Raw genomic sequence first — 24,919 nt, 5'->3', positions numbered from 1 at the left:
TGTGTTTTGCCGACAGCAGTATTTATCCGGCTGCGCTCAGCAGCGCCTGGAACTGATCCAGCGCCGTCACGACCTGCTGGTCGGACAACGACAGTAGCGCCTCTCCCACATACCATTCGATGTAACTCTGCTGCGGCAAGGCGGCGTCGCTGGCGCGGCCGAACAGCCAGACGCCATGCTCCCTGGCTAGCTGGTCGCGCGCCGTATTCGCTGCTTCGCGATCAACAGGCAGGTAGAGATGCAGCATATTGCAATGCGGCTGCCGTGGATTGACTTGCCAGTGCGGATAGCGGGCCAGCAGCTGATACAGTTCGCGGGTGCGTTGCAGGTAGGCCGGCATGCGCGCCAGCTTTTCGTCAAACTGCATGGCCGCCGCCACCACGTAAGGCGAGCGCTGATAAACATTCCCGCCCATGCGCTTCATCCATTCGGTGGCGCGGTCGATGAACTCCTGTGTGCCCAGCAGCATCGCGCCACCCAGGCCGCCGATGCCTTTGTAGAGCGAGACATAGGCGCTGTCGAAGCCGGCCGCCACGCTGGCCAGCGGCTGGCCGTAGCCCGCAGCGGCTTCCCACAGGCGCGCGCCGTCCATGTGCAAATGAATATTCTTTTCGCGGCAGTATTGCTTGACCGCTTCCAGCTGTTCCCAGGCCGGCAGCTGGCCGCCGATTTCACGCATGGGCAGCTCATATAGCGCGGCCCCCAGCCGATCCGGCACGGCTTTCAGGTCATCCGCGGTCCAAGGTCGGAACGGGCTGCCGACGTTGAGTACTTTGAAATGGTCGAGCAACTGGTAATTGCTGCTTTCGTGGCGCAAGATGTGCGCCGTCGGATGCAGCGCCACCAGCCGGCTGTTCTTGTCCTGGCAAGCGATGCGCAGCGCGATGGTCTGCGCCATGGTGCCGGTGATGAGGAAGCGGGCCGCCTCGAAACCCAGTAACCCGGCCACCTTGTTTTCAAAATCCTGGATCAGCGCACCTTCGCCATAGCTGTCATGCTGGATGTCGTTTGTCTCGCACCAGGCGGCCATCGCGGCAAAATCCTGGGCGGCGGAGCGCGGCGCCGATGAAGAAAAGAAGGTATGGCATTGCTTGCGAAGATCGGCGTTAGACATGTCGGGTGGCTGAGGCGTTTTTGGCCAGGTCAAGGAAAGGAAGCTTGCTATGCTACCCCGATTTGGCGTTTTCGCTATATGGGGCATTTCTCGGTTATGAGGAAAACGCGCAATGGCGAAGCAGAAAGTGCAATAGCGCCTGCTGCTTTATCTGAAAAATGCCTAATTAACAATAATAATGCATTTAACTTATCCCCTACAAGGAAATGTCATCGCTTTGGGATGCACACTTGGTCGTAAAATTAAAATTTGTCGTGCTTGTCGGAAAAGGACAAACACTTGTCAGCTACGGAAAATAGAGCGGCCGCTGCAAGGACAAAATGATGCCAAGGAATAGCACTGCAGTTATCGCTGATGGCGGCATTGATCAGCACTGTTGCACTGTACTCTGGCGTTGTGGTGTCTCGCGCGGCCGGTGTTGTTTGCCGAGAATAATGCTTCAACCCACCCAGGAGTTGTCATGAACGGATGCACTATGTTTTGCCAGCGTATTTGCAAGCGCGTTTGCCCAAATATGCAATCGGGTTCTCTATGAACATCAGCACATTTGATTTATTCAAGGTCGGTATCGGTCCATCCAGCTCGCATACGGTGGGACCGATGATTGCCGCCAATCGCTTTGCTGCTTATTTGCACGAGGTTAATTTGCTCGATGCGGTGCACGCAGTTCGCGTCGAACTGTACGGTTCGCTCGGCGCCACTGGTAAAGGCCATGGCAGCGACAAGGCGGTGCTGCTGGGACTGGAAGGCAACCTGCCGGACAACATCGATCCGGATCACGTCGAGCCGCGGCTGGCGGAAATCCGCAGCACCAAGAAGCTGCTGCTGAACGGTACGCATCCGATCGGCTGTGTAGAAAAGGAACACGTATTGTTTTTCCGGCGCGAGGCTTTGCCGCAGCATCCGAACGGCATGCGCTTCGTCGCCCTGGATGCGGCTGGCAACGTGATTGCAGAGAAAGAATACTACTCGGTCGGCGGCGGCTTCGTGGTCAGCAAGGAAGGCCAGCGCGTCAACCTGGTGCAGGCCGGCAGCGTGCAGCAGGAAGGCGAGCTGCCTTATCCCTTCCATTCCGGCGACGACTTGCTGCGCATGTCGGCGGAAAGCGGCTTGACCATCGCCGCCCTGATGATGGAAAACGAGAAACACTGGCGCTCGGCGGAAGAGGTCCGCACCAAGCTGCTGGGTATCTGGGATGTGATGGCGGCGGCGGTCAAGCGCGGCTGCTCCATCGACGGCGAATTGCCGGGACCGATGAAGGTCAAGCGGCGCGCCGCGGAACTGTACCGGCAACTGAAGGACCGTTCCGAGGAATCGTTTACCGATCCTTTATCGATGCTGGACTGGGTCAATCTGTACGCGATGGCGGTGAATGAAGAAAATGCCGCCGGCGGCCGCATCGTCACGGCGCCGACCAACGGCGCGGCAGGGGTGCTGCCGGCGGTGCTGCATTACTACACCAAGTTCATTCCCGGTTCGAACAAGGATGGCGTCATGACCTTCATGCTGACGGCAGCGGCAATCGGCCTGATCTACAAGGAAAACGCATCGATCTCCGGCGCCGAAGTCGGCTGCCAGGGCGAAGTCGGCGTGGCTTGCTCGATGGCGGCAGGGGCCTTGGCCGCTGTGCTGGGCGGCAGCACCGAGCAGATCGAGAACGCCGCCGAAATCGGCATGGAGCACAACCTTGGCATGACTTGCGATCCGGTCGGCGGCCTGGTGCAGATTCCCTGCATCGAACGCAATGCGATGGGCGCGGTGAAAGCAATCAACGCCGCCCGCATGGCCTTGCGCGGCAACGGCAAGCACTATGTCTCGCTGGACAAGGTCATCAAGACCATGATGCAGACCGGCGCCGACATGAAGACCAAGTACAAGGAAACATCACGTGGCGGTTTAGCGGTAAATGTCATTGAGTGCTGAGTAGCTTTCAGCGATAACTAGGATAGCTCTAAAACCGTAGCCTCAGCTACGCTGACCTGGCTCTCTGCCTGGTCGAGAAGCGCAGCTGTACGAAAGTACAGTGAGCATCGCAGAGCGGGCAGAGAGTCGCGCAGTAGGTTTTAGAACTATCCGTAACGGTTCCGGAAATTTGAGGGGTTTATGAGCAATTATTCGATATTCAGCTTGATCCGCAACAGCCTCTCTTACCATGAAAACTGGCAGCGGGCCTGGAAAAGCCCGGAACCGAAAAAGGAATACGACATCGTCATCGTCGGCGGCGGCGGCCATGGCCTGGCCACTGCCTACTATCTGGCCAAGGTGCACGGCTTGCGCAATATCGCCGTCATCGAAAAGGGCTGGATAGGCGGCGGCAACACTGCCCGCAACACTACCATCGTACGTTCCAACTATCTGTGGGACGAATCCGCCATGCTGTATGAAAAGGCGATGCAGCTGTGGGAAGGCCTGTCGCAGGACCTCAACTACAACGTCATGTTCAGTCAGCGCGGCGTGATGAACCTGGCGCATACCTTGCAGGATGTGCGCGACACTGAGCGCCGCATCAATGCCAACCGCCTCAACGGCGTCGATGCCGAATGGCTGACGCCGGCGCAGGTCAAGGAAATCGTCCCCATCATCAATCTCAACAGCCACTATCCGGTGCTCGGGGCTTCGTTCCAGCGCCGCGGCGGGGTGGCGCGGCACGATGCGGTGGCCTGGGGCTTTGCCCGCGGCGCCGACGAGCGCGGCGTCGATATCCTGCAGAACTGCGGCGTCACCGGCATCCGTCGCGAGAATGGCGCGGTGACCGGGGTCGATACCGTCAAGGGTTTCATCAAGGCCAAGAAAGTGGCCGTGGTCGCCGCCGGCCATTCCAGCGTGCTGGCGGAAATGGCGGGCATCCGCCTGCCGCTGGAAAGCCATCCGCTGCAGGCGCTGGTGTCGGAACCGATCAAGCCGGTCCTCGATACGGTAGTGATGTCGAACGCAGTGCACGCCTACATCAGCCAGTCCGACAAGGGCGACCTGGTGATCGGCGCCGGCGTCGACCAGTACACCGGCTATGGCCAGCGCGGCAGCTATCACGTGATCGAAGGCACTTTGCAGGCAATCGTTGAAATGTTCCCGCTGTTCAGCCGGGTCCGCATGAACCGCCAGTGGGGCGGGATCGTCGATGTTTCTCCAGATGCCTGTCCGATCATTTCCAAGACGCCGGTCAAGGGCCTGTATTTCAATTGCGGCTGGGGCACCGGCGGCTTCAAGGCCACGCCTGGTTCTGGCTGGGTGTTCGCCCACACCATCGCCAACGACCATCCGCATCCGCTGAACGCGCCGTTTGCGCTGGACCGTTTCTACAACGGCCACCTGATCGACGAACACGGCGCCGCCGCCGTCGCTCACTGATCCTGCTCCTCGATCCTTGATTCAATCCGCCATCTGTCTGGAGAACCACCATGTTACTGATCACCTGCCCTTGGTGCGGGCCGCGCGCCGAGAGTGAGTTCCATTGCGGCGGCGAAGCCGATATCGCCCGTCCGCTGGAAACCGAAAATCTGAGCGATCAAGCTTGGGGCGACTACCTGTTCATGCGCAAGAATCCGCGCGGCGTGCATCGCGAGCAGTGGGTGCATAACCAGGGTTGCCGGCGCTGGTTCATGGCCGAGCGCGATACCGTGACTTACGAATTCCTCAGCTACAGCAAGTTCGAAGCCAAGCCTGCCGCCGACGGCACGGGAGCCTAAGATGAGTCAATTGACCAAGCAGACACACAGACTGGCAAGCGGTGGCCGCGTCGACCGCGCAACGCCTCTGACTTTCACTTTCAACGGCAAAAGCTACCACGGTTATCAAGGCGATACCCTGGCCTCGGCACTGCTCGCCAACGGCGTGCATTTCGTTGCGCGCAGCTGGAAATACCACCGCCCGCGCGGCATCGTCACCGCCGGAGTGGAAGAACCGAATGCACTGGTGCAGCTGGAAAGCGGCGGGTTTACCGTGCCGAACGCCCGCGCCACGGAAATCGAGCTATACCAGGGATTGAGCGCGACCAGCGTCAACGCCAGCCCCAGTATCGAAAACGACCGCATGGCGATCAACCAGCTGTTTGCCCGTTTCATCCCGGCCGGCTTCTACTACAAGACCTTCAAGTGGCCGCGCAGCTGGTGGGGCAAGTATGAAGAAGTGATACGCGAAGCGGCCGGCTTCGGCAAGGCGCCGACCGAACTCGATCCGGACCGCTATGAAAAGACCTATGCCCATTGCGACGTGCTGGTGGCTGGCGCCGGCCCAGCCGGCCTGGCTGCCGCCTGGGTGGCGGCGCAATCCGGCGCACGCGTGATGCTGGTCGACGATCAGCCGGAACCGGGCGGCAGCTTGCTGTCCGGTCCGGCGCAGATCGACGGCTTGCCTGCGGCGGCGTGGATTGCGAAAATCAGCGCCGAATTGCAAGTCTTGCCGGAAGTGACCATTTTGTCGCGCAGCACGGCCTTCGGCTACCAAGACCACAACCTGGTGACCGTGACCCAGCGCCTGAGCGAGCATCTGCCACTGGCGCAACGCAGCGGCAAGGTGCGCGAGCGCCTGTGGAAAGTACGCGCCAAGCATGTGATACTGGCGACCGGCGCCCACGAGCGGCCCATCGTGTTCGGCAATAATGATCTGCCTGGCATCATGCTGGCTTCGGCGGTATCGACCTATATCCACCGCTACGGCGTGCTGCCCGGACGCCAGGCGGTGGTCTTCGCCAACAACGACGATGCCTACCAGACCGCTCTCGATCTGAAGGGCAACGGCGCCCAGGTAACCGTGGTCGATCCGCGTCCAGCTGGCAACAGCAGCCTACCGGCCGCCGCCAAGCGGCAGGGCGTGAACATCATCAACGACGCTGTGGTAGTGACTGCGCATGGCAGCCGCCACGTCAGCAAAGTGGAAGTCGCCGCTCATCGCGATGGCGTGCCGGGACAGTTCATCACTTCGCTTGCCTGCGATCTGCTGTGCGTTTCGGGCGGCTGGAATCCGGTCATCCATCTGTTCGCCCAGTCCGGCGGCAAGGCACACTGGAACAACGACAAAGCTTGCTTTGTTCCAGGTTCGGCGATGCAAAAGGAAACCAGCGCCGGTGCCGCCAACGGCGATTTCAGCCTGGCAGGGGCCTTGCGCGATGGCGCCCTGGCTGCGCAGCAGGCGGTCGAGTCGGCTGGCTTGAAAGCGGCAGCGCTGCCCAACTGGAAAGTGGCGGAACTGTCGGAAGCGCCGCTCATGCCGCTGTGGCTGGTGGGTGACCGCAAACAGGTCGGACGCGGCCCCAAGCAATTCGTCGATTACCAGAACGATGTGTCGGCCGCGGATATCTACTTGGCCGCGCGCGAGGGCTATCATTCGGTTGAGCACGTCAAACGTTACACTGCGCTCGGTTTCGGCACCGACCAGGGCAAGCTCGGCAATATCAACGGCATGGCGATCCTGGCCGAAGTGCTGGGCAAGAGCATCCCGCAAACCGGCACCACGACTTTCCGTCCGAACTACACACCGGTGACCTTCGGCACGGTGGCGGGACGCGAGCTGGGCGAGTTCCTGACGCCCATCCGCAAAACCTGCATCCATCCCTGGCATATCGAGCAGGGCGCCTTGTTTGAAGATGTCGGCAACTGGAAACGGCCCTGGTATTACCCGCGCGGCAAAGAAGACCTGCACGCTGCGGTGGCGCGTGAGTGCCTGGCGGCGCGCAACAGCGTCGGCATTCTCGATGCTTCGACCCTGGGCAAGATCGATGTGCAAGGACCGGATGCGGTCACCTTGCTGAACTGGATGTATACCAATCCCTGGAACAAACTGGAAGTCGGCAAGTGCCGCTACGGCCTGATGCTGGACGAGAACGGCATGGTGTTCGACGACGGCGTCACGGTGCGTCTCGGCGAGCAGCATTTCCTGATGAGCACCACCACCGGCGGCGCGGCGCGTGTGCTGGACTGGATGGAGCGCTGGCTGCAGACCGAGTGGCCGCACCTGAAAGTCAACCTGACTTCAGTGACCGATCACTTCGCGACGTTTGCGGTGGTAGGGCCGAACGCGCGCCGTGTATTGCAAAAAGTCTGCAAGGACATCGATTTCTCCAACGAGAAATTTCCCTTCATGTCTTTCCGCGAAGGCAGCATCAACAGCGTCTTCACCCGCATCATGCGCATCAGCTTTTCCGGCGAACTGTCGTACGAGGTGAATGTGCCGGCCAACATGGGACGGGCGATCTGGGACGCCATCATCGAAGCCGGCAAGGAGTTCGATATCACGCCGTACGGCACTGAAACCATGCACGTGCTGCGCGCCGAAAAAGGCTACATCATCGTGGGCCAGGATACCGACGGCTCGGTCACGCCGTTCGACCTGGGCATGGGCGGCCTGGTCGCCAAATCCAAGGATTTCCTCGGCAAGCGTTCGCTCTCGCGTTCGGATACCGCCGGCGAGAACCGCAAGCAGCTGGTGGGTTTGCTCAGTGAGGACAAGGATTTCGTGCTGCCCGAGGGTAGCCAGATCCTGGCCGAGCCAAGCAATGAGCCGACTGGCAGCATGATAGGCCATGTCACGTCGAGCTATTTCAGCCCGATCCTGCAACGTTCGATTGCCTTCGCGCTGATCAAGGGCGGGCTCGGCAAGATGGGGCAGGAAGTCAGCATATCGCTGGAGAATGGCCGCAATATTGCTGCCAAGATCAGCAGCCTGGTGTTCTACGATGCAGAAGGAGTCCGTCAACATGTTGAATGAAATCCAGCTTTTTCAGGTACAGCAGGAATCGCCGTTGGCGGAACTGGGACAGTTGCTGGCGCCGCTCACGGCAGGCGCTGACCAGCCGGTCCGGCTGGAAGAGAAGCCTTTCCTGGAGCTGATCAATATCAAGGGTGATGCCGGCTCAGCGAACTTCCTGCGGGCAATCAAGAATCTTACTGGCGCCGCATTGCCGCTGCAGCCGAACACCATTGCCGAAAGCGAGCAGTTCGTCATTTACTGGCTGGCGCCGAATGAATGGCTGATCCAGTCCCGGCAGCCGCGCCAGCCCGCACTGTGCGTCGGCCTCGCCGATGCGCTGGCAGGGGAATTTGCTGCGGTGGTGGATGTCAGCAGCGGCAACACCAGCCTGAGGCTGAGTGGCGTACAGGCGCGCGCAGTTTTGCAGAAGGGCTGCCCGCTGGATTTCCATGGCAGCGTATTCAAGCCCGGCCAGTGTGCACAGAGTCATTATTTCAAGGCCGGGATTTTGCTGCGGCCTTTGGCGGACGGCGCCTATGAGCTAATCGTCCGCCGCAGTTTCGCCGACTATTTCGGCCGGATCCTGTTCGACGCCTGCCAGGAGTATTTCTGATGAAAAGCGAGAACATCGCCAGCGGCGTACGCTGGCAGATCTTTGTTGAGGGTTTGGCGGCGATGACCAGTGTCGGGCTGCATCCGCACGAGCATGAAAAGCCGCAGGCGGTCGAACTGGACATCGAATTGTCGTACAAGACCGGCGGCGTCAGGGACCATGACGAAGCCGCTGCTGTGATCGACTACGATTATTACTGCGGCGTGGTCACCGCCTTTCTGCAAGCCAAGCCGCATACCCGTCTGCTGGAGACGCTGGCCTCGGAAGTCGCCAGCCTGTCCTTTCGCGAATTCCCCATGCTCGATGAAATACGGGTGGCGATCCACAAGCCGAAGATTCGTCCCAATACCGCGCGCCTGGGCGTAGCCTCGAGCTGGACGCGCTGGAGCTATGAAACCTTGCTGCTGGCGCAGGCGTTGGAAAGCGGGGCGACAGCATGAGCGGAGCGGGAAAATTTGTGTTGATATAAAGCAATAATTTATCTATGGCGCGTATTTGCCGATAAAAAGCCCGCATAAGCGGGCTTTTTGTTTTAAGTGCGATTTGCACTCGGAACCGGCTTGCGATTTTTTTAACGGAAGGCTGCAAGTTGCGCTAGTTTCGTCTACCATTTGCTATCGGCAGTACTATTCCAACGACAACTTCACAGAGCCTATTTCCTTTCCATTAAGCATCTTCATTGGCAGAAAACAGAACTGACGGGCGCCGCCGGGCGGACCGTTAAATCGTCTGCCAGGGCGTTGCCACATCATTCATCATCGTATCCAGGAGACCATCAATGAGCACCCCCACCACTCTTTCGGCGGCCGAGCAGGCCCTGCGCGACGCCGCGCTGGAATACCATCGCAGTCCGACGCGCGGCAAGATCGCCGTGGTGCCGACCAAACCTTTGTCGAACCAGCGTGACCTCTCGCTGGCTTATTCACCCGGCGTGGCCTATGCCTGCCTGGCGATCCATGAAAACCCGGACCTGGCGGTGGAATATACCTCGCGCGCCAATCTGGTCGGCGTCATCACCAACGGCACCGCCGTGCTGGGCCTGGGCGATATCGGCCCGCTGGCCGGCAAGCCGGTGATGGAAGGCAAGGGCTGTTTGTTCCATAATTTCGCCGGTATCGATGTCTTCGATATCGAGCTGGCCGAGCGCGACCCGGACAAGCTGGTCGAGATCATCGCGGCGCTGGAGCCGACCCTGGGCGGCATCAACCTGGAAGACATCAAGGCGCCGGAATGCTTCTACATCGAGAAGAAACTGCGCGAGCGCATGAAGATCCCAGTCTTCCATGACGACCAGCACGGCACCGCGATCATTTCCTCCGCCGCGCTGCTCAATGGCCTGGAACTGGTCAACAAGAAGATCGGTGAAGTCAAGCTGGTAGCGTCCGGCGCGGGCGCGGCGGCGATTGCCTGCCTCGACCTGATGGTTGAGCTGGGCGTCAAGCGCGAAAACATTTTCGTCTGCGATTCGCGCGGCGTGATCCATGACAAGCGCGAAGACAAGCTGGACGTGTCGAAACAGCGTTACCAGCAACACACTGACGCCCGTACGCTGGCGGATGCGATTGTCGGCGCCGACGTTTTTCTCGGCTGCTCGGCGCCTGGCGTACTGTCGCAGGAGATGGTCAGGGCCATGGGTACGCAGCCTATCATCCTGGCGCTGGCTAATCCGGAACCGGAAATCCGTCCTGAACTGGCGCTGGAAGCGCGCCCGGACTGCATCATCGCCACCGGCCGTTCGGATTATCCGAACCAGGTCAACAACGTGCTGTGCTTCCCTTACATTTTCCGCGGCGCGCTGGATTGCGGCGCCACCAGCATCACCGAGGCGATGAAGGTGGCTTGCGTGCGCGAGATCGCCGACCTGACCAAGGCCGAGATCAGCGAAGAAGTGGCGTCGGCCTATGCCGGCCAGGAACTGCAGTTCGGCCCTGAGTACATCATTCCGAAACCTTTCGATTCGCGCCTGATCTTGCGCATCGCGCCTGCGGTGGCGCGCGCCGCCGAAGAATCGGGCGTAGCGACGCGTCCGATCAAGGACATGGATGCTTATCGCCAGTCGCTGATGCGTTTCGTCAGCCACACCGGCATGTTCATGCGTCCGGTGTTCCTGGCTGCGCGCGGCGAACCGCAGCGCATCGTCTATGCCGAAGGCGAAGATGAGCGGGTATTGCGCGCGGTGCAGATCGCGCTGGAAGAAAAGCTGGTGCGGCCTATCCTGATCGGCCGCCCAGCCGTGATCGAGGCACGCATCAAGCGCGCCGGCCTGCGCTTGCAGGCGGGACGCGATTTCGAGCTGATCAATCCGGAAGACGACGCCCGTTTCCGCCAGTACTGGGAGGCCTATCACGAGATCAAGGCGCGCGACGGCGTGACGCCGGAGATGGCGAAGTCGACCTTGCGGCGCTCCAACACCACCATCGCTTCGATGCTGGTCAAGCTGGGCGATGCCGACGGCATGCTGTGCGGCCTGGTGGGCCGTTTCGACAGTCACCTGGAACACGTCAGCGATATCATCGGCTTGCGCCCGGGCGCTAAGGGCTTTGCTGCCATGAACGGCCTGGTGCTCGACAAGCATACCTTGTTCATCGCCGACACCTTCGTCAATGACGATCCGGATGCGGAGCAGCTGGCCGATATCGCCGCCATGGCGGTGGAGGAAGTGCGGCGCTTCGGCGTGCCGCCCAAGGTGGCTTTCCTGTCGCACTCGATGTTCGGTTCCAGCAACCGGCCGTCGGCCAAGAAAATGCGCGCTGCACGCGATCTGTTCGTCAAGCGCATGCCGGATGTCGAAGCCGATGGCGAGATGCACGGCGACGCCGCCTTGAGCGCAGAGTTGCGTGCGCAATTTCTGCCGAAATCGACCCTGTCGGGCGACGCCAATGTACTGATCACGCCGAACCTGGATGCCGCCAACATCCTCTTCAATGTGCTGAAGATGACCGGCGGCCAGGGCGTGACGGTAGGGCCGGTGCTGCTGGGCGCCGCCGCGCCTGTGCATATCCTGAACCCGTCGGCGACCGTGCGCCGTGTCGTCAACATGACGGCGCTGGTGGTGGCAAACGCGATTTCGGCTAAGCAGAAAGTTTGACCGGCCGGTAGTACTTGCCAGTAGTGTCCGCCAATAGAAAATCCCCGTGCCTGCATCCGCAGTGACGGGGATTTTTTTGCCTGTCCGCTTATTCTTTATCCGCTGGCGCCAGCGCATCTGCGTGGCGATGCATCAGCTTCCATGCGCCATCTTCCAGGCGAAATATTTCGCTGATGCGCAAACTCATCGACACGGCTGCAGCCCTGCCTTTCATCCGGACTTCGGCGTGCTGGATGCCGACCCAATATGCCAGGTCGCCGCTCATCGCCATGTGAAAAATTTCAAAACGGCTGTTGCTGGCCTTTTGGAACTGAGCCGCTGCCTGTTCATTGATCGCCAGGACCTTTCTGGCGCCTTGCTCGTAGCTGCCAGCCGGGCCAAAGAAAGTGGCAGGATTGAGGAGAGTGGAAATCCTTGCCAGCGGCTCTGCATCGCCGTTCACATAGGATTGCGCGACTTCTTCGCGCAGCTTCATGAATTGCTCGAATTGCTTGGATGCGTGGTCCATGATTTTCCTTAGATTGAAGGATTAGATGCCAGGGCATGAGGATGGATAAAGTTTAGTAACGATTTTTGCTTTGCCTAGGGTGAACGTAGCCGTTTATCGACGTAGGTGGATTCCTACAGTCCTTTGCGGCCAGCGCCGATATGTTTCTGCTGTGGGGCGCGCTAAAGTCTGAACTTGCCCAAGGTGGAACTTTCGCCTGAGCCCAAGGCTGCGCTTGCCGATGGCCGTTCCGGCCAGCAGCGCGACCGCAACGCTATCAAGGATTGCTGACATGAGCTTCGCTATTGCCCCCCGCATTTACTGCGTCAATCCCGTTCTGGTATCGCCCCAGAGCTGGCCCGCCTTGCTCGACCATTGCGCCACGCTCGGTTTTGATCATGTATTGCTGGCCAATACACTCAATCTCGGCCAGCGCGGCGGGGCCGAAGACGGGCCGCAGCTGGAGCAGCTGTCGGCAGCTTGCGCCGAACGCGGTTTGCGTTTGTTGCTCGACATCGTGCTCGACCGAGTCACGCCGGAAGATTCCCTGGTCGAGACCTGCCCCCACTGGTTCGACAGCAAATCCTTATCGGATGACAGCGTGTCTGCCGGCGGCCTGCCTTTGCGCATGGCGGACAGCGCTGTGCAGCACGGCGTATCGGCGCTTTGGCGCAGGCGTTTGCAGGCCTTGCTGGATGCCGGCGTGGCAGGCTTCGTCTGCAGTGTGCCTGCCGCGGTGCCGGTCACGCTGTGGCAGTCTTTGATGGCGGCTACCCGCGATTATTGCAGCTCGGTCAGTTTCCTGGCCTGGACTCCCGGCACTGCGGCGCCGCAACTTGATTCTCTGGCCGGCGCTGGTTTCGACGTCGTTTTCTGTCCCGGAGCATGGTGGGACTACCAGGCCACGCGCTACGTGCGCGAGCAGGATAATCTGATCGGCGACGCCACCATCATTGCCTTCCCGGAAACGCCTTTCGGTCCACGCCTGGCGGGCCAGCTTAGCTTGACCGATGCCCCTTCGCGGCGACGCGCCAGCCTGCGCGCACTGCGTTTTGCGGCTGCCAGCGGCAATGGCATATTGATACCGATGGGCTTTGAATTCGGTTTGACCGTGCCGCTCGATACTGCGCTCACACCGCTACAGTACGATAGCCTGTGCAAGGAAGCGGAGATCGATTTATGCGATGAAATTCAGCAAGCCAATCGTTTCATGGTCGACATCGGGCGCTATTTTTTAGGCGCACCGGTTGCATTGCTGCACAGCCCCGGAGGCGGACTGGCCTTGCTCCAGCGCAGTACGCGCGCGGGCCTCGGCGGTCCGCGCGACGACAGCGCGCGCTTGTCCTTGCTGATCGTGGTGAATCAAGACCTGTACCAGTCCTGGCAAGGCGATGTCGAGGATATTTTTAGCCACGTTGACGGCTACGTCGGCCAGGCCGACCTATCGGACTGGACCGAGGGCAGGCCGGAAGCGCAGGCGCTGCCGCAAGGCCCGTTGCTGTTCGAGGCCGCCGAAATCAAGATATGGCTGGCGCGGGCCGTATCGTCGAATGCCGGCAGCGGCGACAGCCGGCAAGCGGCATAAGTAGCATAGGTGGCTCAAGCAATCACGCAGCGCTCAGTATTCTGATTAAGAAGTGCAATCAGCTGGTCAGCATTCAGGCGTCCTTTGCCAGCCAGCTTTTGCAGCGTTTCAAAGGCGCGCACCATGCGCCGGTAGATCGAAATCGATGGCTGGTGCGAATGGATATCGCGTCCGGCGAACTTGGGAAAACGCTGCATGTCCTTGATCAGGAACGAGGCCACGTTAGCGTGCTCGAATTCGGTATCGCTGTCGAAACCCATGAATTTCACTTCCACCTGCTGCGGCGAAATGCTGGCGGCGACCCGGTCCTGGTCCTGCGAGCGCAGTGCGGCGTAGCCATCTTCGATGGCCGACCACATGTCCAGGATCGCCGCCACTTCCTTCACGATAGGCGGATCGGAGCGGCTATTGCCGTCATACAGGGCGCCGTATTTCCAGCGCAAGCCCCAGGTATTGCCGCTATCCAGGGCTGAGCGGACAAAGCCGGGATCGAGTTCGCCGGCGATGCCCAGGTGCGCGTGCACCTCGCACAGCATGGTCAGGATCAGTTTTTCTGCATCGCTCAATTCCATCGCTACTCCTGTTCAGTCGATTGCCAGAGTTGCGGACCCGGCAACAGATATCCCCGGCGCATCCCTCGCTGGCGCCAGCCGTTCCGCATTCCTATATACTACAGAATAACTGTACGTTTATACAGTGTTAAAATACTTAAAAATGACGCTTGTCGCGCCATTGAGCCTGCGCGCCCGGAACATGAACAAAACGCTGGAAAACCGTTTCTACTACCTGGACAACTTCGTCACCGTCGTGGCGTCGGTGCGCGCGCGCTATCGTCATATGCTGGATCCTGGCGAGCAAGCCTTCGTCGACGGCTTCGGCAACCTGCCGCAAGCGTCGGCGGCTTTGCTGGTGCGGATGGTGATGCGCAAGGGCGAGCTGTTCCGGCTCAGCAAGCTGCGTTACGACGAAATCGGCTGTGCCGGCAGCGCTGCAGCGCCGCTGATAGCGGCCGGCTGGGTCGAACCGCAGCCCTTGCTGGACATGGCGCAGCTGTTCCGGCTGCTGACCAAAGCTGAAATCGCCCTAGCTTTCCCGCAAGTGCGGCAGGTGGCGCGCAAGAGCGAGCAGCTGGATTTCCTGCTGCAGGCGGAGAGCGCTACGGCTGGGGTGCGCAGCCTGCAGCAGTGGTGGCCTGGCGCCGGCGATAGCCTGTTGCAGCTGTGCCAGCCGGTGGCCGCTCTGTGCGATCGCCTGCGTCTGATGTTCTTCGGTAACCTGTACCAGGACTGGTCGGAATTCGTGCTGTCCGAGCTCGGTGTCTTCAAATATGAACAGGTCGATTTGTCGCCTGCCGCGCAAGGCTTCAGCTGCCGCCAGGATATCGACGACTACCTGCACCTGTTTGCTTGCCGCGAACGCTTTCTCGGCGGCGAAGAAGCGCAGGCCGTAGTGGCCGATATCGCTGCCGTCGCTTATCCGAATCCATGGCTGGAAGAACGGCGTGGCAAGTTGCTGTTCCAGATCGCCCAGCATTACGAGCGGATGGGCGATCTGGCGCCGGCGCTGAAGCTGTATGCTGACAGCGACCGGCCCGGCGCCAGGCTGCGGGCAATCCGGGTGCTGGAACGCTGCGGCCAGCCGCAAGCCGCGTTTGCATTGGCGCGGCAGGCTGAGCAGCAGGCAGAGAGCGAAGCCGAACAACAGCAGCTGCTGCGCGTCATGCCGCGGCTGCGGCGCGCGCTTGGCCATCCGAAACTGGCGCCACTCGCTGCTGCCGCCATTGCTCAGCACGAAGTCGCCTTGCCGCGGCCCGCTGCTGGAATGTCAGTCGAGAGCGCGCTTGGCCTGCACCTGGCGCGCTCGGATGCGCCAGCGCTGTATGTCGAAAACGCCCTGGTTAACTCACTGTTTGGCCTGTTATTCTGGGATGCTGTGTTCGCGCCGGTGCCGGGAGCTTTTTTCCATCCGTTCCAGAGCGGACCGGCCGACCTGCACCGTCCCGATTTCCGCGCCCGCCGGGCGCCGCAGTTCGAAGCCGGCTTTGCGTTGCTGCACAACGGCGGCTACCGGCAAACCATCCTGCACAATTTCCGCATCAAGGAAAATACCCAGTCGCCGTTCGTTTTCTGGGGCGTGATCGACAAGGCATTGCTAGCCATGGCGCTGGATTGCCTGCCGCCTCGCCACCTGGAAATATGTTTCGAACGCATCCTGCAAGACATCAAGAGCAACCGTTCCGGCCTGCCTGACCTGATCCAGTTCTGGCCGGCGGAGAAGCGCTACCAGATGATTGAAGTCAAGGGGCCGGGCGACCGCCTGCAAGACAACCAGATCCGCTGGCTGGATTACTTCGCCCGGCATGAGATCCCGGTCGCGGTGTACTACGTGCAGTGGGCCGGGGAGGGCGCGTAATGGCTGCGGGTGCTGCGCAATATGTGGTCGCCGTGCGCGCGCTGTGCGAATTCACGGCCAAGCAGGGCGATCTCGACCTGCGCTTCACGCCTTCGCCCACGGCGCAGGAAGGCATCACCGGCCATGCCGTGGTGGCGGCGCGCCGCTCTCCTGGCTATGAGGCCGAAGTGAGCCTGAGCGGCAGCTTCGGCCCCTTGCTGGTGCGCGGCCGCGCCGACGGCTACGATCCGCGCCTCAACCGGCTGGAAGAGGTCAAGACCTATCGCGGCGACCTCGGCCGCATGCCGGACAACCATCGCCACCTGCACTGGGCGCAGGTCCGGATCTACGGCCATCTGCTGTGCCAGAGCCGTGGCCTGGACGAGCTGCAGCTGGCGCTGGTTTACTACGATATCGGCAGCCAGAAAGAAACCCTGCTGACCGAACACCTGACTGCCGAGCTGCTGCGGCAATTCTTCGAAGACCATTGCCAGCGCTTCCTGGCCTGGGCCGGACAGGAAATGGCGCATCGCGCGGCGCGCGACCTGCAGCTGACGGCGCTGCAGTTCCCGCATGCCGATTTCCGTCCGGGCCAGCGCGTCATGGCGGAAGCTGTCTACAAAAGCGCGGTCAGCGGCCGCTGCCTGCTGGTGCAAGCGCCGACCGGCATCGGCAAGACCATCGGCAGCCTGTTCCCGATGCTGAAGGCGAGCCCGGGGCAGGCGCTGGACAAGATTTTTTTTCTGGCCGCCAAGACCTCGGGCCGGGCGCTGGCGCTGGAGGCCGTGGAGCGCATCAAGCACAGCGCGCCGGCCTTGCCCTTGCGCGTACTGGAACTGGTGGCGCGCGACAAGGCTTGTGAACATCCGGACAAAGCCTGCCATGGCGAATCCTGTCCGCTGGCGCAAGGCTTCTACGACCGCCTGCCGCAAGCGCGCAGCGCGGCGATCGAGGCCGGCGCGCTGGACCGCGAGAGCCTGCGCCGGGTGGCTGCCGAACACCGGATCTGTCCCTATTACCTGAGCCAGGAAATGGCCAGCTGGTCGGACGTCATCGTCGGCGATTACAACTACTATTTCGACATCAGCGCCATGCTGTACGGCATGGCCAGCGTCAATCAGTGGCGGGTCGGGGTGCTGGTGGATGAGGCGCACAACATGATAGATCGTGCGCGCAAGATGTATTCCGCGGAAATGGAATACGGCCAGCTGAAAGCACTGCGCCGCAACGCGCCGCCGGCGCTCAAGCGCGGGCTGGACCGGGTCAGCAAGCAATGGAACAGCCTGGGCAAGGAACAGGAAGGCGATTACCTGCATTATGCGGAAATCCCGGACGCCTTCGTCGGTGCGCTGCTGCAGGCCGTGGCCGATATCACCGAGTATATGGTGGAGCATCCGGCCGCCATGGACAGCCATTTGCAGCAATTCTATTTCGACGCCTTGCACTTCACCCGCATGGCGGAATTGTTCGGCCCGCATTCGCTGTTCGACATCACGCGCCAAAGCGTGCAGGGCAGCACGCTCTGCATCCGCAATATCGTCCCTGCGCCTTTCCTGGCGCCGCGCTTTGCCGCTGCGCGCAGCACAGTGATGTTTTCCGCCACCTTGAGCCCTTGGCATTTCTATAGCGATACGCTGGGCATGCCGGCCGACACCGCCTGGATCGACGTCCCTTCGCCGTTCACCGCGGACCAGCTGCGAGTGCAACTGGCGACCGGCATCTCGACCCGCTTCCAGCACCGCGAGCGTTCGCTGGCGCCCATCGTCGAGCTGATCGCGCGCCAGTACCGGCAGCAGGCCGGCAACTACCTGATGTTTTTCAGCAGTTACGATTATCTGGAAAAAGTCGCCGCGCTGTGCGCCGCGCAGCATCCGGAGATTCCGCTATGGCTGCAGGCGCGCCGCATGGACGAGCGGGAGAGGGAAGAGTTCCTGGCGCGCTTTACCGATAGCTCGCAGGGAGTCGGCTTTGCCGTGCTGGGCGGCGCCTTTGCCGAAGGCATTGACCTGCCGGGCGCGCGCCTGATCGGCGCTTTCATCGCTACACTGGGGCTGCCACAGATTAATCCGGTCAATGAACAGATCATGCGCCGCATGGGTGAAACCTTCGGCAACGGTTACGACTACACCTATCTCTATCCCGGCATGCAGAAAGTGGTGCAAGCTGCCGGCCGCGTGATCCGCACCCAGCAGGACCGTGGCGTGGTGTACCTGATCGACGACCGCTTTGCGCGGCCGGAAGTCAGGCAGCTGCTGCCGGCGTGGTGGCATGTCGCATGAACCGTTGCCGCCGTCTCTGCTGATGCGTCAGTCGAACAGCTCTTGCCAGAAACTTTCCTTTTTCTTGGGACGGCGATAGTCGTTGTAATGCGAGCCATGCTGCGGCGCGCGGTATTCCGGTTGCCGGTGCGCTTGCTGTTGCGGTGGCGGTTGTGACTGCACACTGGCCAGCTCCTGCGTCGATTGCTGGATGATCTTGTCCAGTTCGCCGCGGTCCAGCCAGACCCCACGGCAGCCGGGGCAATAGTCGATTTCGATACTCTGGCGCTCGCTCATCACGAGTTCCTTGTCTTTACAAACCGGGCAATACATAAACGTTCTCCATTCTCTTGAAAGTTGATCCGGCCGGACGGCGTACGCCCGGCCCTGGGTTTACTCTTTGTTGACGAAGCCCAGCAACTGCAGCAGGCTGGTGAACAGGCTGAAAATCGAAACGAACAGGCTGACGGTCGCCATCACGTAATTGGTTTCGCCGCCGCGCACGATATTGTTGGTTTCAAACAAAATCATGCCGGACATCAGCAGTACGAATACGGCCGAGACAGTCAGCGACAAGGCCGGAATGCTGAAGAACAGCGCCGCCAGTCCCGCCACGAAAGCCACCAGCACGCCCACCGTCAGCATGCTGCCCATGAAGGACAAGTCACGCTTGGTGACCAAGGCATAGGCCGACATGCCCAGGAAAATGATGGCGGTACCGGCCAGCGCCATCGTCACCGTCAGGCCGCCGTTGGCCATGCTCAGATACTTGCTGAGGATCGGTCCCAGGGTGTAGCCCATGAAGCCGGTCAGCGCGAACACCAGACCGACGCCGAGCCCGCGGTCACGGTACTTGGTGACCAGGAACAGCAGGCCGAAGTAGCCGCCCAGGGTGATGATGATGCCGGGGCCGGGCAAGTTCAGCGCCAGCGCAGCGGCGGCGACGATGGCGCTGAAGCCCAGGCACAGCGACAGCAGCAGATAGGTATTGCGCAAGACCTGGCGTGCGGCGCCGTCCATCACCGTGGTGGCGGCATAAGCGGCGCTGCGGTTGCGCAGGGTGTTGTAGCGGTTGTTCATGATGTTCTTTCGTAAGTTAAATGACTGCCGGCTCAAGCGCCGGCGCCAGGTATTTAGTGTGGGCAATCGATCTGCTGCGCGCCAGCAGGCGCTCGATCGCCTGGGCGGCGCGATGCGCTGCGTGGTCGACCATGGCGGCGATATCGCTGCCTTTTTCCGTGATCACCACGGTCGGCAGGCCGTTCAGGGTCAGCTGGATCTGGCATTGCTTGTCGATGCCGCCGCGCGGGCCGTTCTGGTCGCTGATGCGTACCTTCAATGCCTGGATGCTGTAGTGCTTTCTGTCCAGCGCAAGACTCAGACGGCTGCTTACATACTCGCGCAGCCGGCGGCTGAGTTTTACACCCTTGGTAGCAACGATCGCGATGGTAGGTTTCATCAAAGACTCCAGTTGGTTTCAGGAGTAATCATCATATAGTCGCGACATGAATTAAAAAAGCGAAGATAATCGAAGAATTACTTCGGAAAAACAGAACAATGAAAACATCCGCGCTGAACTTTCGGCATCTGCATTACTTCTGGGTGGTGGCCAAGGAGGGCAGCGTCACGCGCGCTGCCGAACGGCTGGGGCTGGCGGTGCAAACCGTCAGCGCCCAGCTCTCGCTGCTGGAGCAGGAAGTCGGCAAGGCGCTGCTGGCGCCGCAAGGTCGGCGCCTGGTGCTGACCGAGGCCGGACGTCTGGCGCTCGGCTACGCCGACCAGATTTTTCTGCTGGGCGAGCAGATGCAAGAGGCGCTGGCGGCGGCTGACGACGAACCCACCATGCGGCTGGCGGTGGGGATTTCCGATTCCTTGCCGAAACTGATCTCTGCGCGCCTGCTGGAAGCCGCTTTGCGTTTGCCGCAGCGGGTCAAGCTGGTGTGTTTCGAAGACAAGTTCGAAGCGCTGCTCGGCGACCTCACCCTGCACAAGCTGGACGTGGTGCTGACCGACCGCCCGGCGCCGTCCGGCACGGCGCTGCGGGTGTTCAGCCATCTGCTGGGCGAAAGCGATATCGCGCTGTTTGGCAGCAAGGAGCTGGCCAGGCGCTATAAGCCCAAGTTTCCGGCCAGCCTGCGCGGCGCACCGCTGCTGCTGCCGACCCGCAACAACGTCATTCGCGGCCGCATCGATCACTGGTTTGAAACGCGCGAGCTGCGGCCGGATGTGGTGGGGGAATTCGATGACAATGCCTTGCTGAACACTTTCGGCCGCAGCGGCCTCGGCCTGTTCCCGGCGCCGTCGGCGCTGGCGGCGGATGTCGAGGAACAGTTCGGAGCGGTGCTGATCGGCCAGCTGGAGCAGGTGCATGAACAGTTTTATGCGGTCTCGAATGAGCGCAAGATCAAGCATCCGGCGGTGGAGGCGATCTTGTCGGCCATCCATGGCCGGGTGTTTACCCAGGCCAAGCGCAGGTGACAGCCAGGCTTGCTATGAGGTCGACAGGGCGCGCCGATGTTCGCCCGGACTGCTGCCAGTCCATTTCTTGAAGGCGCGATGGAAGGCGCTGGGGTCGGCAAAGCCGAGGCTGATGGCGATCTCTTCGATGCTGCGGGCAGAGCCGCTCAGGTAGTTGATCGCCAGGTCGCGCCGCAGATTGTCCTTGATCGCCTGGTACGATTGGCCCTCCTGGCTGAGCTTGCGGCGCAGCGTCGAAGCCGGCGTCTGCAGCTGGCTGGCAAGGCTGCCGAAATCCGACCATTCATTCACCGGCAGCTGGCGCAGATGGCGGCGGATGGTGGCCGCCAGGCTGTCGTGGTTGCTGTACTTCACCAGCAGGTTGCCGGGCGCTTCGCGCAGGAAGGCGGGCAGCGTGCGCTGGTTCTGCACGATCGGCAGCGCCAGGCAGGCGACGTCGAAAGTGATGCTGGTGCGCGCCTGGCCAAAGCGCGCCTGGTCGCAGAAGCGGACCTTGTAGTCGAGGCTGGAGAGCGGTTCGTCGCAGCGGAAATCGGCCGACAGCAGCTGGATGCGGCGGCCGATCAGCCAGCTGCCGACGCCATGCACGAACATCAGGAAGGTGGCGTAGGTGAACATGCGGCGCGGACTGCCGCCTTCATTGATGACGATGCAGGCCAGCCCATTCTGTTGCGACAGGCTGGCCGAGATATCGTCCAGCACCAGCCGCAGGAAATCCAGCATGCGCGCCAGCGCTTTGCCTAGGTTGGCACTGTGCAGGGCGCTGCGGCACAGCAGGTTGAAGCTGCCGACTCGCATCGGATGGCTGTCCATGCCGAAAAATTCGTCGTCGGTGGCTTGCGAGATCAGGTACCACAAGCGGCCGTAACTGGCCGCCGCCACCCGCGCGTGCGGCGCCGTCAGCAGGCGCGGTGCGATCCCGGCCTGCAGCAGCAGCGCGTCGGTATCCATGCCGCGTTGACGCATGCAGTGCAGCGCTTCGCCGACGAGGCCGATGGCGATAGTCCCTTTCTCCCAGTCTTCCATATGATTACCTATAAAACCTACTGCGCGGCTCAATCTCGGGGCGGCGATGCTCACCGTACTTTCGTACGGCTGCGCTTCTCCCCCCGACCTTGAGTCGCTCGCTACGGTTTTATAGGTAATCATAAAACCATTCGACATAGGTGTTGCAATTCCGCTCAGGCGTAATGATCGCTTTTAACATGGCCTCAAGTCACTAAATATCCTAGACTTAGCCGCAGCAAGCCGATTTCTCATAACAACAAAACAAGAACTGGCTAAGCCAGTCATTTTAGGTTAGAGGAGAACATTCATGTCATCTGGTTTCCCAGCCGCGGCTCATGCCGTGCCCGACTATGCGCAGTTCTATGCCGATTTCAAGCTCGGCAGCGTGGTTGCCGAACTGGCCGGCAACCTGGAGACGGGCGTCAATGCCTGCGTCGAATGCTGCGATCGTCACGCTACTCCTGGACGCATCGCCCTGAACTGGGAAGGCAAGGATGGCCGCAGCGCCAGCTATACCTTTGCCCAGTTGCAGGAATTATCTGGCCGTTTTGCCAATTTCCTGAAGGCGCAAGGAGTGCGGCCGGGCGACCGCGTCGCCGGCCTGTTGCCGCGCACGCCGGAACTGCTGGTGGCGATCCTCGGCACCTGGCGCGCCGGGGCGGTGTACCAGCCGCTGTTCACGGCCTTCGGTTCGAAATCGATCGAATACCGGGTCGCCGCCAGCGAGGCCAAGCTGATCGTCACCGATGCCGACAATCGCCATAAGCTGGATGAAGTGCCGCAATGCCCGCCAGTCATGACGGTCCACGGCGCCAGCACGCTGGCTGCCGGCGACCTTGGCTTCTGGGACGAGATGGGCAAGCATGCGACTGAATTCGCACCGGTGATGCGCAAGGCCGACGACGCCTTCATCATGCTGTTCACCTCCGGCACCACCGGTCCGGCCAAGGGCGTATCGGTGCCGCTGAAGGCGCTGCTGTCGTTCTACGTTTACACCCGTTATGCGGTCGACTTGCGGCCCGAGGACGCCTTCTGGAATATCGCCGATCCGGGCTGGGCCTACGGCCTGTATTACTGCGTGACCGGACCGTTGACGATGGGTCACGCGATTACTTTTTACGAAGGCTCGTTTACCGTAGAGAGCACCTACCGCATCATCAAGAAATACGGCATCACCAACCTGACCGGTTCGCCTACCGCCTACCGCATGCTGATCGCCGCCGGCGCCGAGGCCGCGGCGCCGGTCAAAGGCCAGCTGCGCGCGGTCAGCAGCGCCGGCGAGCCCTTGAACCCGGAAGTGATACGCTGGTTCCGCGAACATCTGGACACGCTGATCAACGATCACTACGGTCAGACCGAAACCGGCATGGTGCTATGCAATCATCATGGCTTGCAGCATGCGGTGCACATGGGCTCGGCTGGCCTTGCCATGCCGGGTTACCGGCTGGCGGTGATTGACGACGATGAAAAGGAACTGGGTGTCGGCCAACCGGGTGTGCTGGCGGTGGACCGTCCGCGTTCGCCCATCTACTGGTTCCAGGGCTACTGGCAGCAGGACAACAGCCGCGACACCAGCGACTATTACGTCACCGGCGATACGGTGGAGCTGAACCAGGACGGCAGCATCAGTTTTATCGGCCGCGGCGACGATATCATTACCTCGTCCGGCTACCGCATCGGCCCGTTCGATGTCGAGAGCGCGCTGCTGGAACACCCGGCGGTGGTCGAAGCGGCGGTGGTCGGCAAGCCGGATCCTGAGCGCACGGAACTGGTGAAAGCCTTCGTTGTCCTTAATCAGGATTACGCGCCGAGCGCCGCGCTGACGGAAGAGTTGCAGCAATACGTCAAGCGCCGCCTGGCCGCGCATTCCTATCCGCGTGAAATCGAATTTTTGACAGAATTACCCAAAACCCCTAGCGGCAAACTGCAGCGCTTTATTTTGCGCAATCAGGAAATCGCTAAAGCCAGGGCCTGTTGACACATGATTTGGGAGATGCGTTCCAACCAAAACGTGTGCTGGCAAGGCGCGTGGCGTAGCTGGGGCTGGTGCCCCAGCAAGCCATGCAACGCCGCCAGCGCACGTTTTGGTTGGAACCCTCCGGGAACGGCTGCAGGCGTCACATGCCGTCGTTGCAGCTCCTTGCCGTAGCACCGCTACGGCGCGTCGCTGCGCCTAGGCCTGTAACGCCTGCCGCGCGTTCGCACTCCCAAATCATGTGTCAACAGGCCCTTAATGTAAAGAAGAGAAGATATGCAAATCGAAAACAATGTATTCCTGATTTCCGGCGGCGGCTCCGGCCTTGGCGCGGCTACTGCCGCCATGCTGGTGCAGGGCGGCGCCAAGGTAGTGATCGCCGATATCAATCAGGAAGCCGGCGCCGCGCTGGCGACCCACCTGGGCAGCAATGCGCGCTTTGTCGCCACCGACGTCTGCAGCGAAAGCAGCGCGCAGGAAGCGGTGGACACGGCAGTCAAGGTGTTCGGCGGCCTGCATGGCCTGATCAGCTGTGCCGGCGTGGCGCCGGCCAAGCGCATCGTCGGCAAGGAAGGTCCGCACGGACTGGAAGATTTTGCGCGCGTAGTGCAGATCAACCTGATCGGCACCTTCAACATGATGCGCCTGGCGGCCGACGCTATGAGCAAGGGCGAGCCGAATGCAGACGGCGAACGCGGCGTGGTCATCAATACCGCTTCGGTGGCGGCTTTCGACGGCCAGATCGGCCAGGCGGCCTACGCTTCCTCCAAGGGCGGCGTGGTGGCGCTGACCTTGCCGGCGGCGCGCGAGCTGTCGCGCCATGGCATCCGCGTGATGACGATTGCGCCGGGCATCATGGAAACGCCGATGCTGCTGGGCATGCCGGCGGAAGTACAGGAAGCGCTGGGGAAAATGGTGCCGTTCCCGCCACGGCTGGGCAAGCCGGCGGAATTCTCGGCGCTGGTGAAGACCATCCTGGAAACGGTTTACCTGAACGGCGAAGTGATTCGACTGGACGGCGGTATCCGGCTGGCGCCGAAGTGATTGCCTGAAGCGGGCCGGATCATGCTGATCCGGCCCGTGATTCCTAGTGTCGTGTCATGCCTCATCTGTCGGCATCTCGCTGGTCCTTGACCCGTATCGCGTCGTTGCGCCTCGTCGCCATAGCCCCGCTATGTCTCCTCGGCACGCCTAGCGCTACGGGCCAAGGCCGGCGCGATATACCGACAGATGAGGCA

At 61.2% G+C, this 24,919-nt stretch carries 20 protein-coding genes; 13 read left to right on the top strand and 7 right to left on the bottom strand.

Translation table 11 applies throughout. The annotated features are described in order from the left end of the window. Positions 1-22 precede the first annotated feature (22 nt). Positions 23-1,114: a threonine aldolase family protein gene (locus tag VNZ65_RS02700; protein WP_325665820.1), complete on the bottom strand. Its 1,092-nt coding sequence runs from the start codon at positions 1,112-1,114 to the stop codon at positions 23-25. A 531-nt stretch (positions 1,115-1,645) separates the two neighbouring features. Between VNZ65_RS02700 and VNZ65_RS02695 the strand changes: the two genes are divergently transcribed. The 7 genes from VNZ65_RS02695 to VNZ65_RS02665 all read left to right on the top strand — a co-directional run bounded on the left by VNZ65_RS02695 (position 1,646) and on the right by VNZ65_RS02665 (position 11,499). Then, complete coding sequence (locus VNZ65_RS02695; protein WP_325665818.1) at positions 1,646-3,037, top strand: L-serine ammonia-lyase; 1,392 nt, start codon at positions 1,646-1,648, stop codon at positions 3,035-3,037. Between the two features lie 180 nt (positions 3,038-3,217). Next, positions 3,218-4,462: a sarcosine oxidase subunit beta family protein gene (locus VNZ65_RS02690; RefSeq protein WP_061938636.1), complete on the top strand. Its 1,245-nt coding sequence runs from the start codon at positions 3,218-3,220 to the stop codon at positions 4,460-4,462. Between the two features lie 50 nt (positions 4,463-4,512). Beyond that, a complete protein-coding gene (locus tag VNZ65_RS02685) occupies positions 4,513-4,800 on the top strand; it encodes a sarcosine oxidase subunit delta (RefSeq protein ID WP_325665815.1) in 288 nt (95 codons plus the stop codon). A gap of 1 nt (position 4,801) precedes the next feature. Then, positions 4,802-7,816, top strand: a complete 3,015-nt coding sequence (locus tag VNZ65_RS02680) for a sarcosine oxidase subunit alpha family protein (RefSeq protein WP_325665813.1) — start codon at positions 4,802-4,804, stop codon at positions 7,814-7,816. Then, a complete protein-coding gene (locus VNZ65_RS02675) occupies positions 7,806-8,411 on the top strand; it encodes a sarcosine oxidase subunit gamma (protein ID WP_325665811.1) in 606 nt (201 codons plus the stop codon). The genes VNZ65_RS02680 and VNZ65_RS02675 overlap by 11 nt, the downstream gene beginning before the upstream one ends. Continuing rightward, complete coding sequence (locus VNZ65_RS02670) at positions 8,411-8,851, top strand: dihydroneopterin aldolase (RefSeq protein WP_325665809.1); 441 nt, start codon at positions 8,411-8,413, stop codon at positions 8,849-8,851. Before VNZ65_RS02675 ends, VNZ65_RS02670 begins: the two co-directional genes overlap by 1 nt. A gap of 338 nt (positions 8,852-9,189) precedes the next feature. Next, entirely contained in the window at positions 9,190-11,499 is a 2,310-nt protein-coding gene (locus VNZ65_RS02665) for an NADP-dependent malic enzyme (protein WP_325665807.1), read from the top strand. A gap of 88 nt (positions 11,500-11,587) precedes the next feature. Here the strand turns inward: VNZ65_RS02665 and VNZ65_RS02660 are convergent, their stop codons facing one another. After that, the gene (locus tag VNZ65_RS02660) at positions 11,588-12,007 is read right to left on the bottom strand and encodes a nuclear transport factor 2 family protein (RefSeq protein ID WP_325665805.1); all 420 of its coding nucleotides are present in this window, start codon (positions 12,005-12,007) and stop codon (positions 11,588-11,590) included. Positions 12,008-12,278: 271 nt separating this feature from the next. On the opposite strand from VNZ65_RS02660, the gene VNZ65_RS02655 reads away from it, so the two are divergent. Further along, complete coding sequence (locus tag VNZ65_RS02655; protein WP_325665803.1) at positions 12,279-13,571, top strand: hypothetical protein; 1,293 nt, start codon at positions 12,279-12,281, stop codon at positions 13,569-13,571. Positions 13,572-13,585: 14 nt separating this feature from the next. Here the strand turns inward: VNZ65_RS02655 and VNZ65_RS02650 are convergent, their stop codons facing one another. After that, positions 13,586-14,143: a YfbU family protein gene (locus VNZ65_RS02650; RefSeq protein ID WP_325665801.1), complete on the bottom strand. Its 558-nt coding sequence runs from the start codon at positions 14,141-14,143 to the stop codon at positions 13,586-13,588. Between the two features lie 181 nt (positions 14,144-14,324). Here VNZ65_RS02650 and VNZ65_RS02645 point away from each other — a divergent pair, with 181 nt between their 5' ends. After that, on the top strand, positions 14,325-15,983 hold the full coding sequence (locus VNZ65_RS02645) for a VRR-NUC domain-containing protein (RefSeq protein ID WP_325665799.1): 1,659 nt from the start codon (positions 14,325-14,327) through the stop codon (positions 15,981-15,983). Then, complete coding sequence (locus VNZ65_RS02640) at positions 15,983-18,241, top strand: ATP-dependent DNA helicase (RefSeq protein ID WP_325665797.1); 2,259 nt, start codon at positions 15,983-15,985, stop codon at positions 18,239-18,241. The genes VNZ65_RS02645 and VNZ65_RS02640 overlap by 1 nt, the downstream gene beginning before the upstream one ends. Before the next feature lie 27 nt (positions 18,242-18,268). Here the strand turns inward: VNZ65_RS02640 and VNZ65_RS02635 are convergent, their stop codons facing one another. The 3 genes from VNZ65_RS02635 to VNZ65_RS02625 all read right to left on the bottom strand — a co-directional run bounded on the left by VNZ65_RS02635 (position 18,269) and on the right by VNZ65_RS02625 (position 19,679). Continuing rightward, entirely contained in the window at positions 18,269-18,553 is a 285-nt protein-coding gene (locus tag VNZ65_RS02635; protein ID WP_325665795.1) for a zf-TFIIB domain-containing protein, read from the bottom strand. Positions 18,554-18,613: 60 nt separating this feature from the next. Further along, on the bottom strand, positions 18,614-19,240 hold the full coding sequence (locus tag VNZ65_RS02630) for a Bax inhibitor-1/YccA family protein (protein ID WP_349255966.1): 627 nt from the start codon (positions 19,238-19,240) through the stop codon (positions 18,614-18,616). Between the two features lie 76 nt (positions 19,241-19,316). Continuing rightward, positions 19,317-19,679, bottom strand: a complete 363-nt coding sequence (locus VNZ65_RS02625; RefSeq protein ID WP_325665791.1) for an HPF/RaiA family ribosome-associated protein — start codon at positions 19,677-19,679, stop codon at positions 19,317-19,319. A gap of 98 nt (positions 19,680-19,777) precedes the next feature. Between VNZ65_RS02625 and nhaR the strand changes: the two genes are divergently transcribed. Continuing rightward, positions 19,778-20,698, top strand: coding sequence for a transcriptional activator NhaR (gene nhaR, locus VNZ65_RS02620; RefSeq protein ID WP_325665790.1), 921 nt, complete (start codon positions 19,778-19,780; stop codon positions 20,696-20,698). 12 nt (positions 20,699-20,710) lie between these two features. On the opposite strand, the gene VNZ65_RS02615 is transcribed toward nhaR, so the two are convergent. Then, positions 20,711-21,724 (bottom strand): AraC family transcriptional regulator, encoded by a 1,014-nt coding sequence (locus VNZ65_RS02615; RefSeq protein WP_325665788.1) that lies wholly within the window; start codon positions 21,722-21,724, stop codon positions 20,711-20,713. A 289-nt stretch (positions 21,725-22,013) separates the two neighbouring features. On the opposite strand from VNZ65_RS02615, the gene VNZ65_RS02610 reads away from it, so the two are divergent. Together VNZ65_RS02610 and VNZ65_RS02605 are read left to right on the top strand one after the other, a co-directional pair. Beyond that, the gene (locus VNZ65_RS02610; RefSeq protein ID WP_325665786.1) at positions 22,014-23,684 is read left to right on the top strand and encodes an AMP-binding protein; all 1,671 of its coding nucleotides are present in this window, start codon (positions 22,014-22,016) and stop codon (positions 23,682-23,684) included. Positions 23,685-23,957: 273 nt separating this feature from the next. After that, on the top strand, positions 23,958-24,725 hold the full coding sequence (locus VNZ65_RS02605; RefSeq protein WP_325665784.1) for an SDR family NAD(P)-dependent oxidoreductase: 768 nt from the start codon (positions 23,958-23,960) through the stop codon (positions 24,723-24,725). Positions 24,726-24,919: the final 194 nt, after the last annotated feature.

It is taken from the genome of Collimonas sp., assembly GCF_035566555.1.
In the GTDB taxonomy this organism is placed as follows: Bacteria; Pseudomonadota; Gammaproteobacteria; order Burkholderiales; family Burkholderiaceae_D; genus Collimonas.
Note: the sequence above shows the minus strand (reverse complement) of the source record. Positions and strands in the feature narration are given on the sequence as shown.

Bases quoted from the DNA above. Each gene is read 5' to 3' on its own strand.
- VNZ65_RS02700 (WP_325665820.1), bottom strand. From the start codon at position 1,114: ATGTCTAACGCCGATCTTCGCAAGCAATGCCATACCTTCTTTTCTTCA.
- VNZ65_RS02695 (WP_325665818.1), top strand. From the start codon at position 1,646: ATGAACATCAGCACATTTGATTTATTCAAGGTCGGTATCGGTCCATCC.
- VNZ65_RS02690 (WP_061938636.1), top strand. From the start codon at position 3,218: ATGAGCAATTATTCGATATTCAGCTTGATCCGCAACAGCCTCTCTTAC.
- VNZ65_RS02685 (WP_325665815.1), top strand. From the start codon at position 4,513: ATGTTACTGATCACCTGCCCTTGGTGCGGGCCGCGCGCCGAGAGTGAG.
- VNZ65_RS02680 (WP_325665813.1), top strand. From the start codon at position 4,802: ATGAGTCAATTGACCAAGCAGACACACAGACTGGCAAGCGGTGGCCGC.
- VNZ65_RS02675 (WP_325665811.1), top strand. From the start codon at position 7,806: ATGTTGAATGAAATCCAGCTTTTTCAGGTACAGCAGGAATCGCCGTTG.
- VNZ65_RS02670 (WP_325665809.1), top strand. From the start codon at position 8,411: ATGAAAAGCGAGAACATCGCCAGCGGCGTACGCTGGCAGATCTTTGTT.
- VNZ65_RS02665 (WP_325665807.1), top strand. From the start codon at position 9,190: ATGAGCACCCCCACCACTCTTTCGGCGGCCGAGCAGGCCCTGCGCGAC.
- VNZ65_RS02660 (WP_325665805.1), bottom strand. From the start codon at position 12,007: ATGGACCACGCATCCAAGCAATTCGAGCAATTCATGAAGCTGCGCGAA.
- VNZ65_RS02655 (WP_325665803.1), top strand. From the start codon at position 12,279: ATGAGCTTCGCTATTGCCCCCCGCATTTACTGCGTCAATCCCGTTCTG.
- VNZ65_RS02650 (WP_325665801.1), bottom strand. From the start codon at position 14,143: ATGGAATTGAGCGATGCAGAAAAACTGATCCTGACCATGCTGTGCGAG.
- VNZ65_RS02645 (WP_325665799.1), top strand. From the start codon at position 14,325: ATGAACAAAACGCTGGAAAACCGTTTCTACTACCTGGACAACTTCGTC.
- VNZ65_RS02640 (WP_325665797.1), top strand. From the start codon at position 15,983: ATGGCTGCGGGTGCTGCGCAATATGTGGTCGCCGTGCGCGCGCTGTGC.
- VNZ65_RS02635 (WP_325665795.1), bottom strand. From the start codon at position 18,553: ATGTATTGCCCGGTTTGTAAAGACAAGGAACTCGTGATGAGCGAGCGC.
- VNZ65_RS02630 (WP_349255966.1), bottom strand. From the start codon at position 19,240: ATGGACGGCGCCGCACGCCAGGTCTTGCGCAATACCTATCTGCTGCTG.
- VNZ65_RS02625 (WP_325665791.1), bottom strand. From the start codon at position 19,679: ATGAAACCTACCATCGCGATCGTTGCTACCAAGGGTGTAAAACTCAGC.
- nhaR (WP_325665790.1), top strand. From the start codon at position 19,778: ATGAAAACATCCGCGCTGAACTTTCGGCATCTGCATTACTTCTGGGTG.
- VNZ65_RS02615 (WP_325665788.1), bottom strand. From the start codon at position 21,724: ATGGAAGACTGGGAGAAAGGGACTATCGCCATCGGCCTCGTCGGCGAA.
- VNZ65_RS02610 (WP_325665786.1), top strand. From the start codon at position 22,014: ATGTCATCTGGTTTCCCAGCCGCGGCTCATGCCGTGCCCGACTATGCG.
- VNZ65_RS02605 (WP_325665784.1), top strand. From the start codon at position 23,958: ATGCAAATCGAAAACAATGTATTCCTGATTTCCGGCGGCGGCTCCGGC.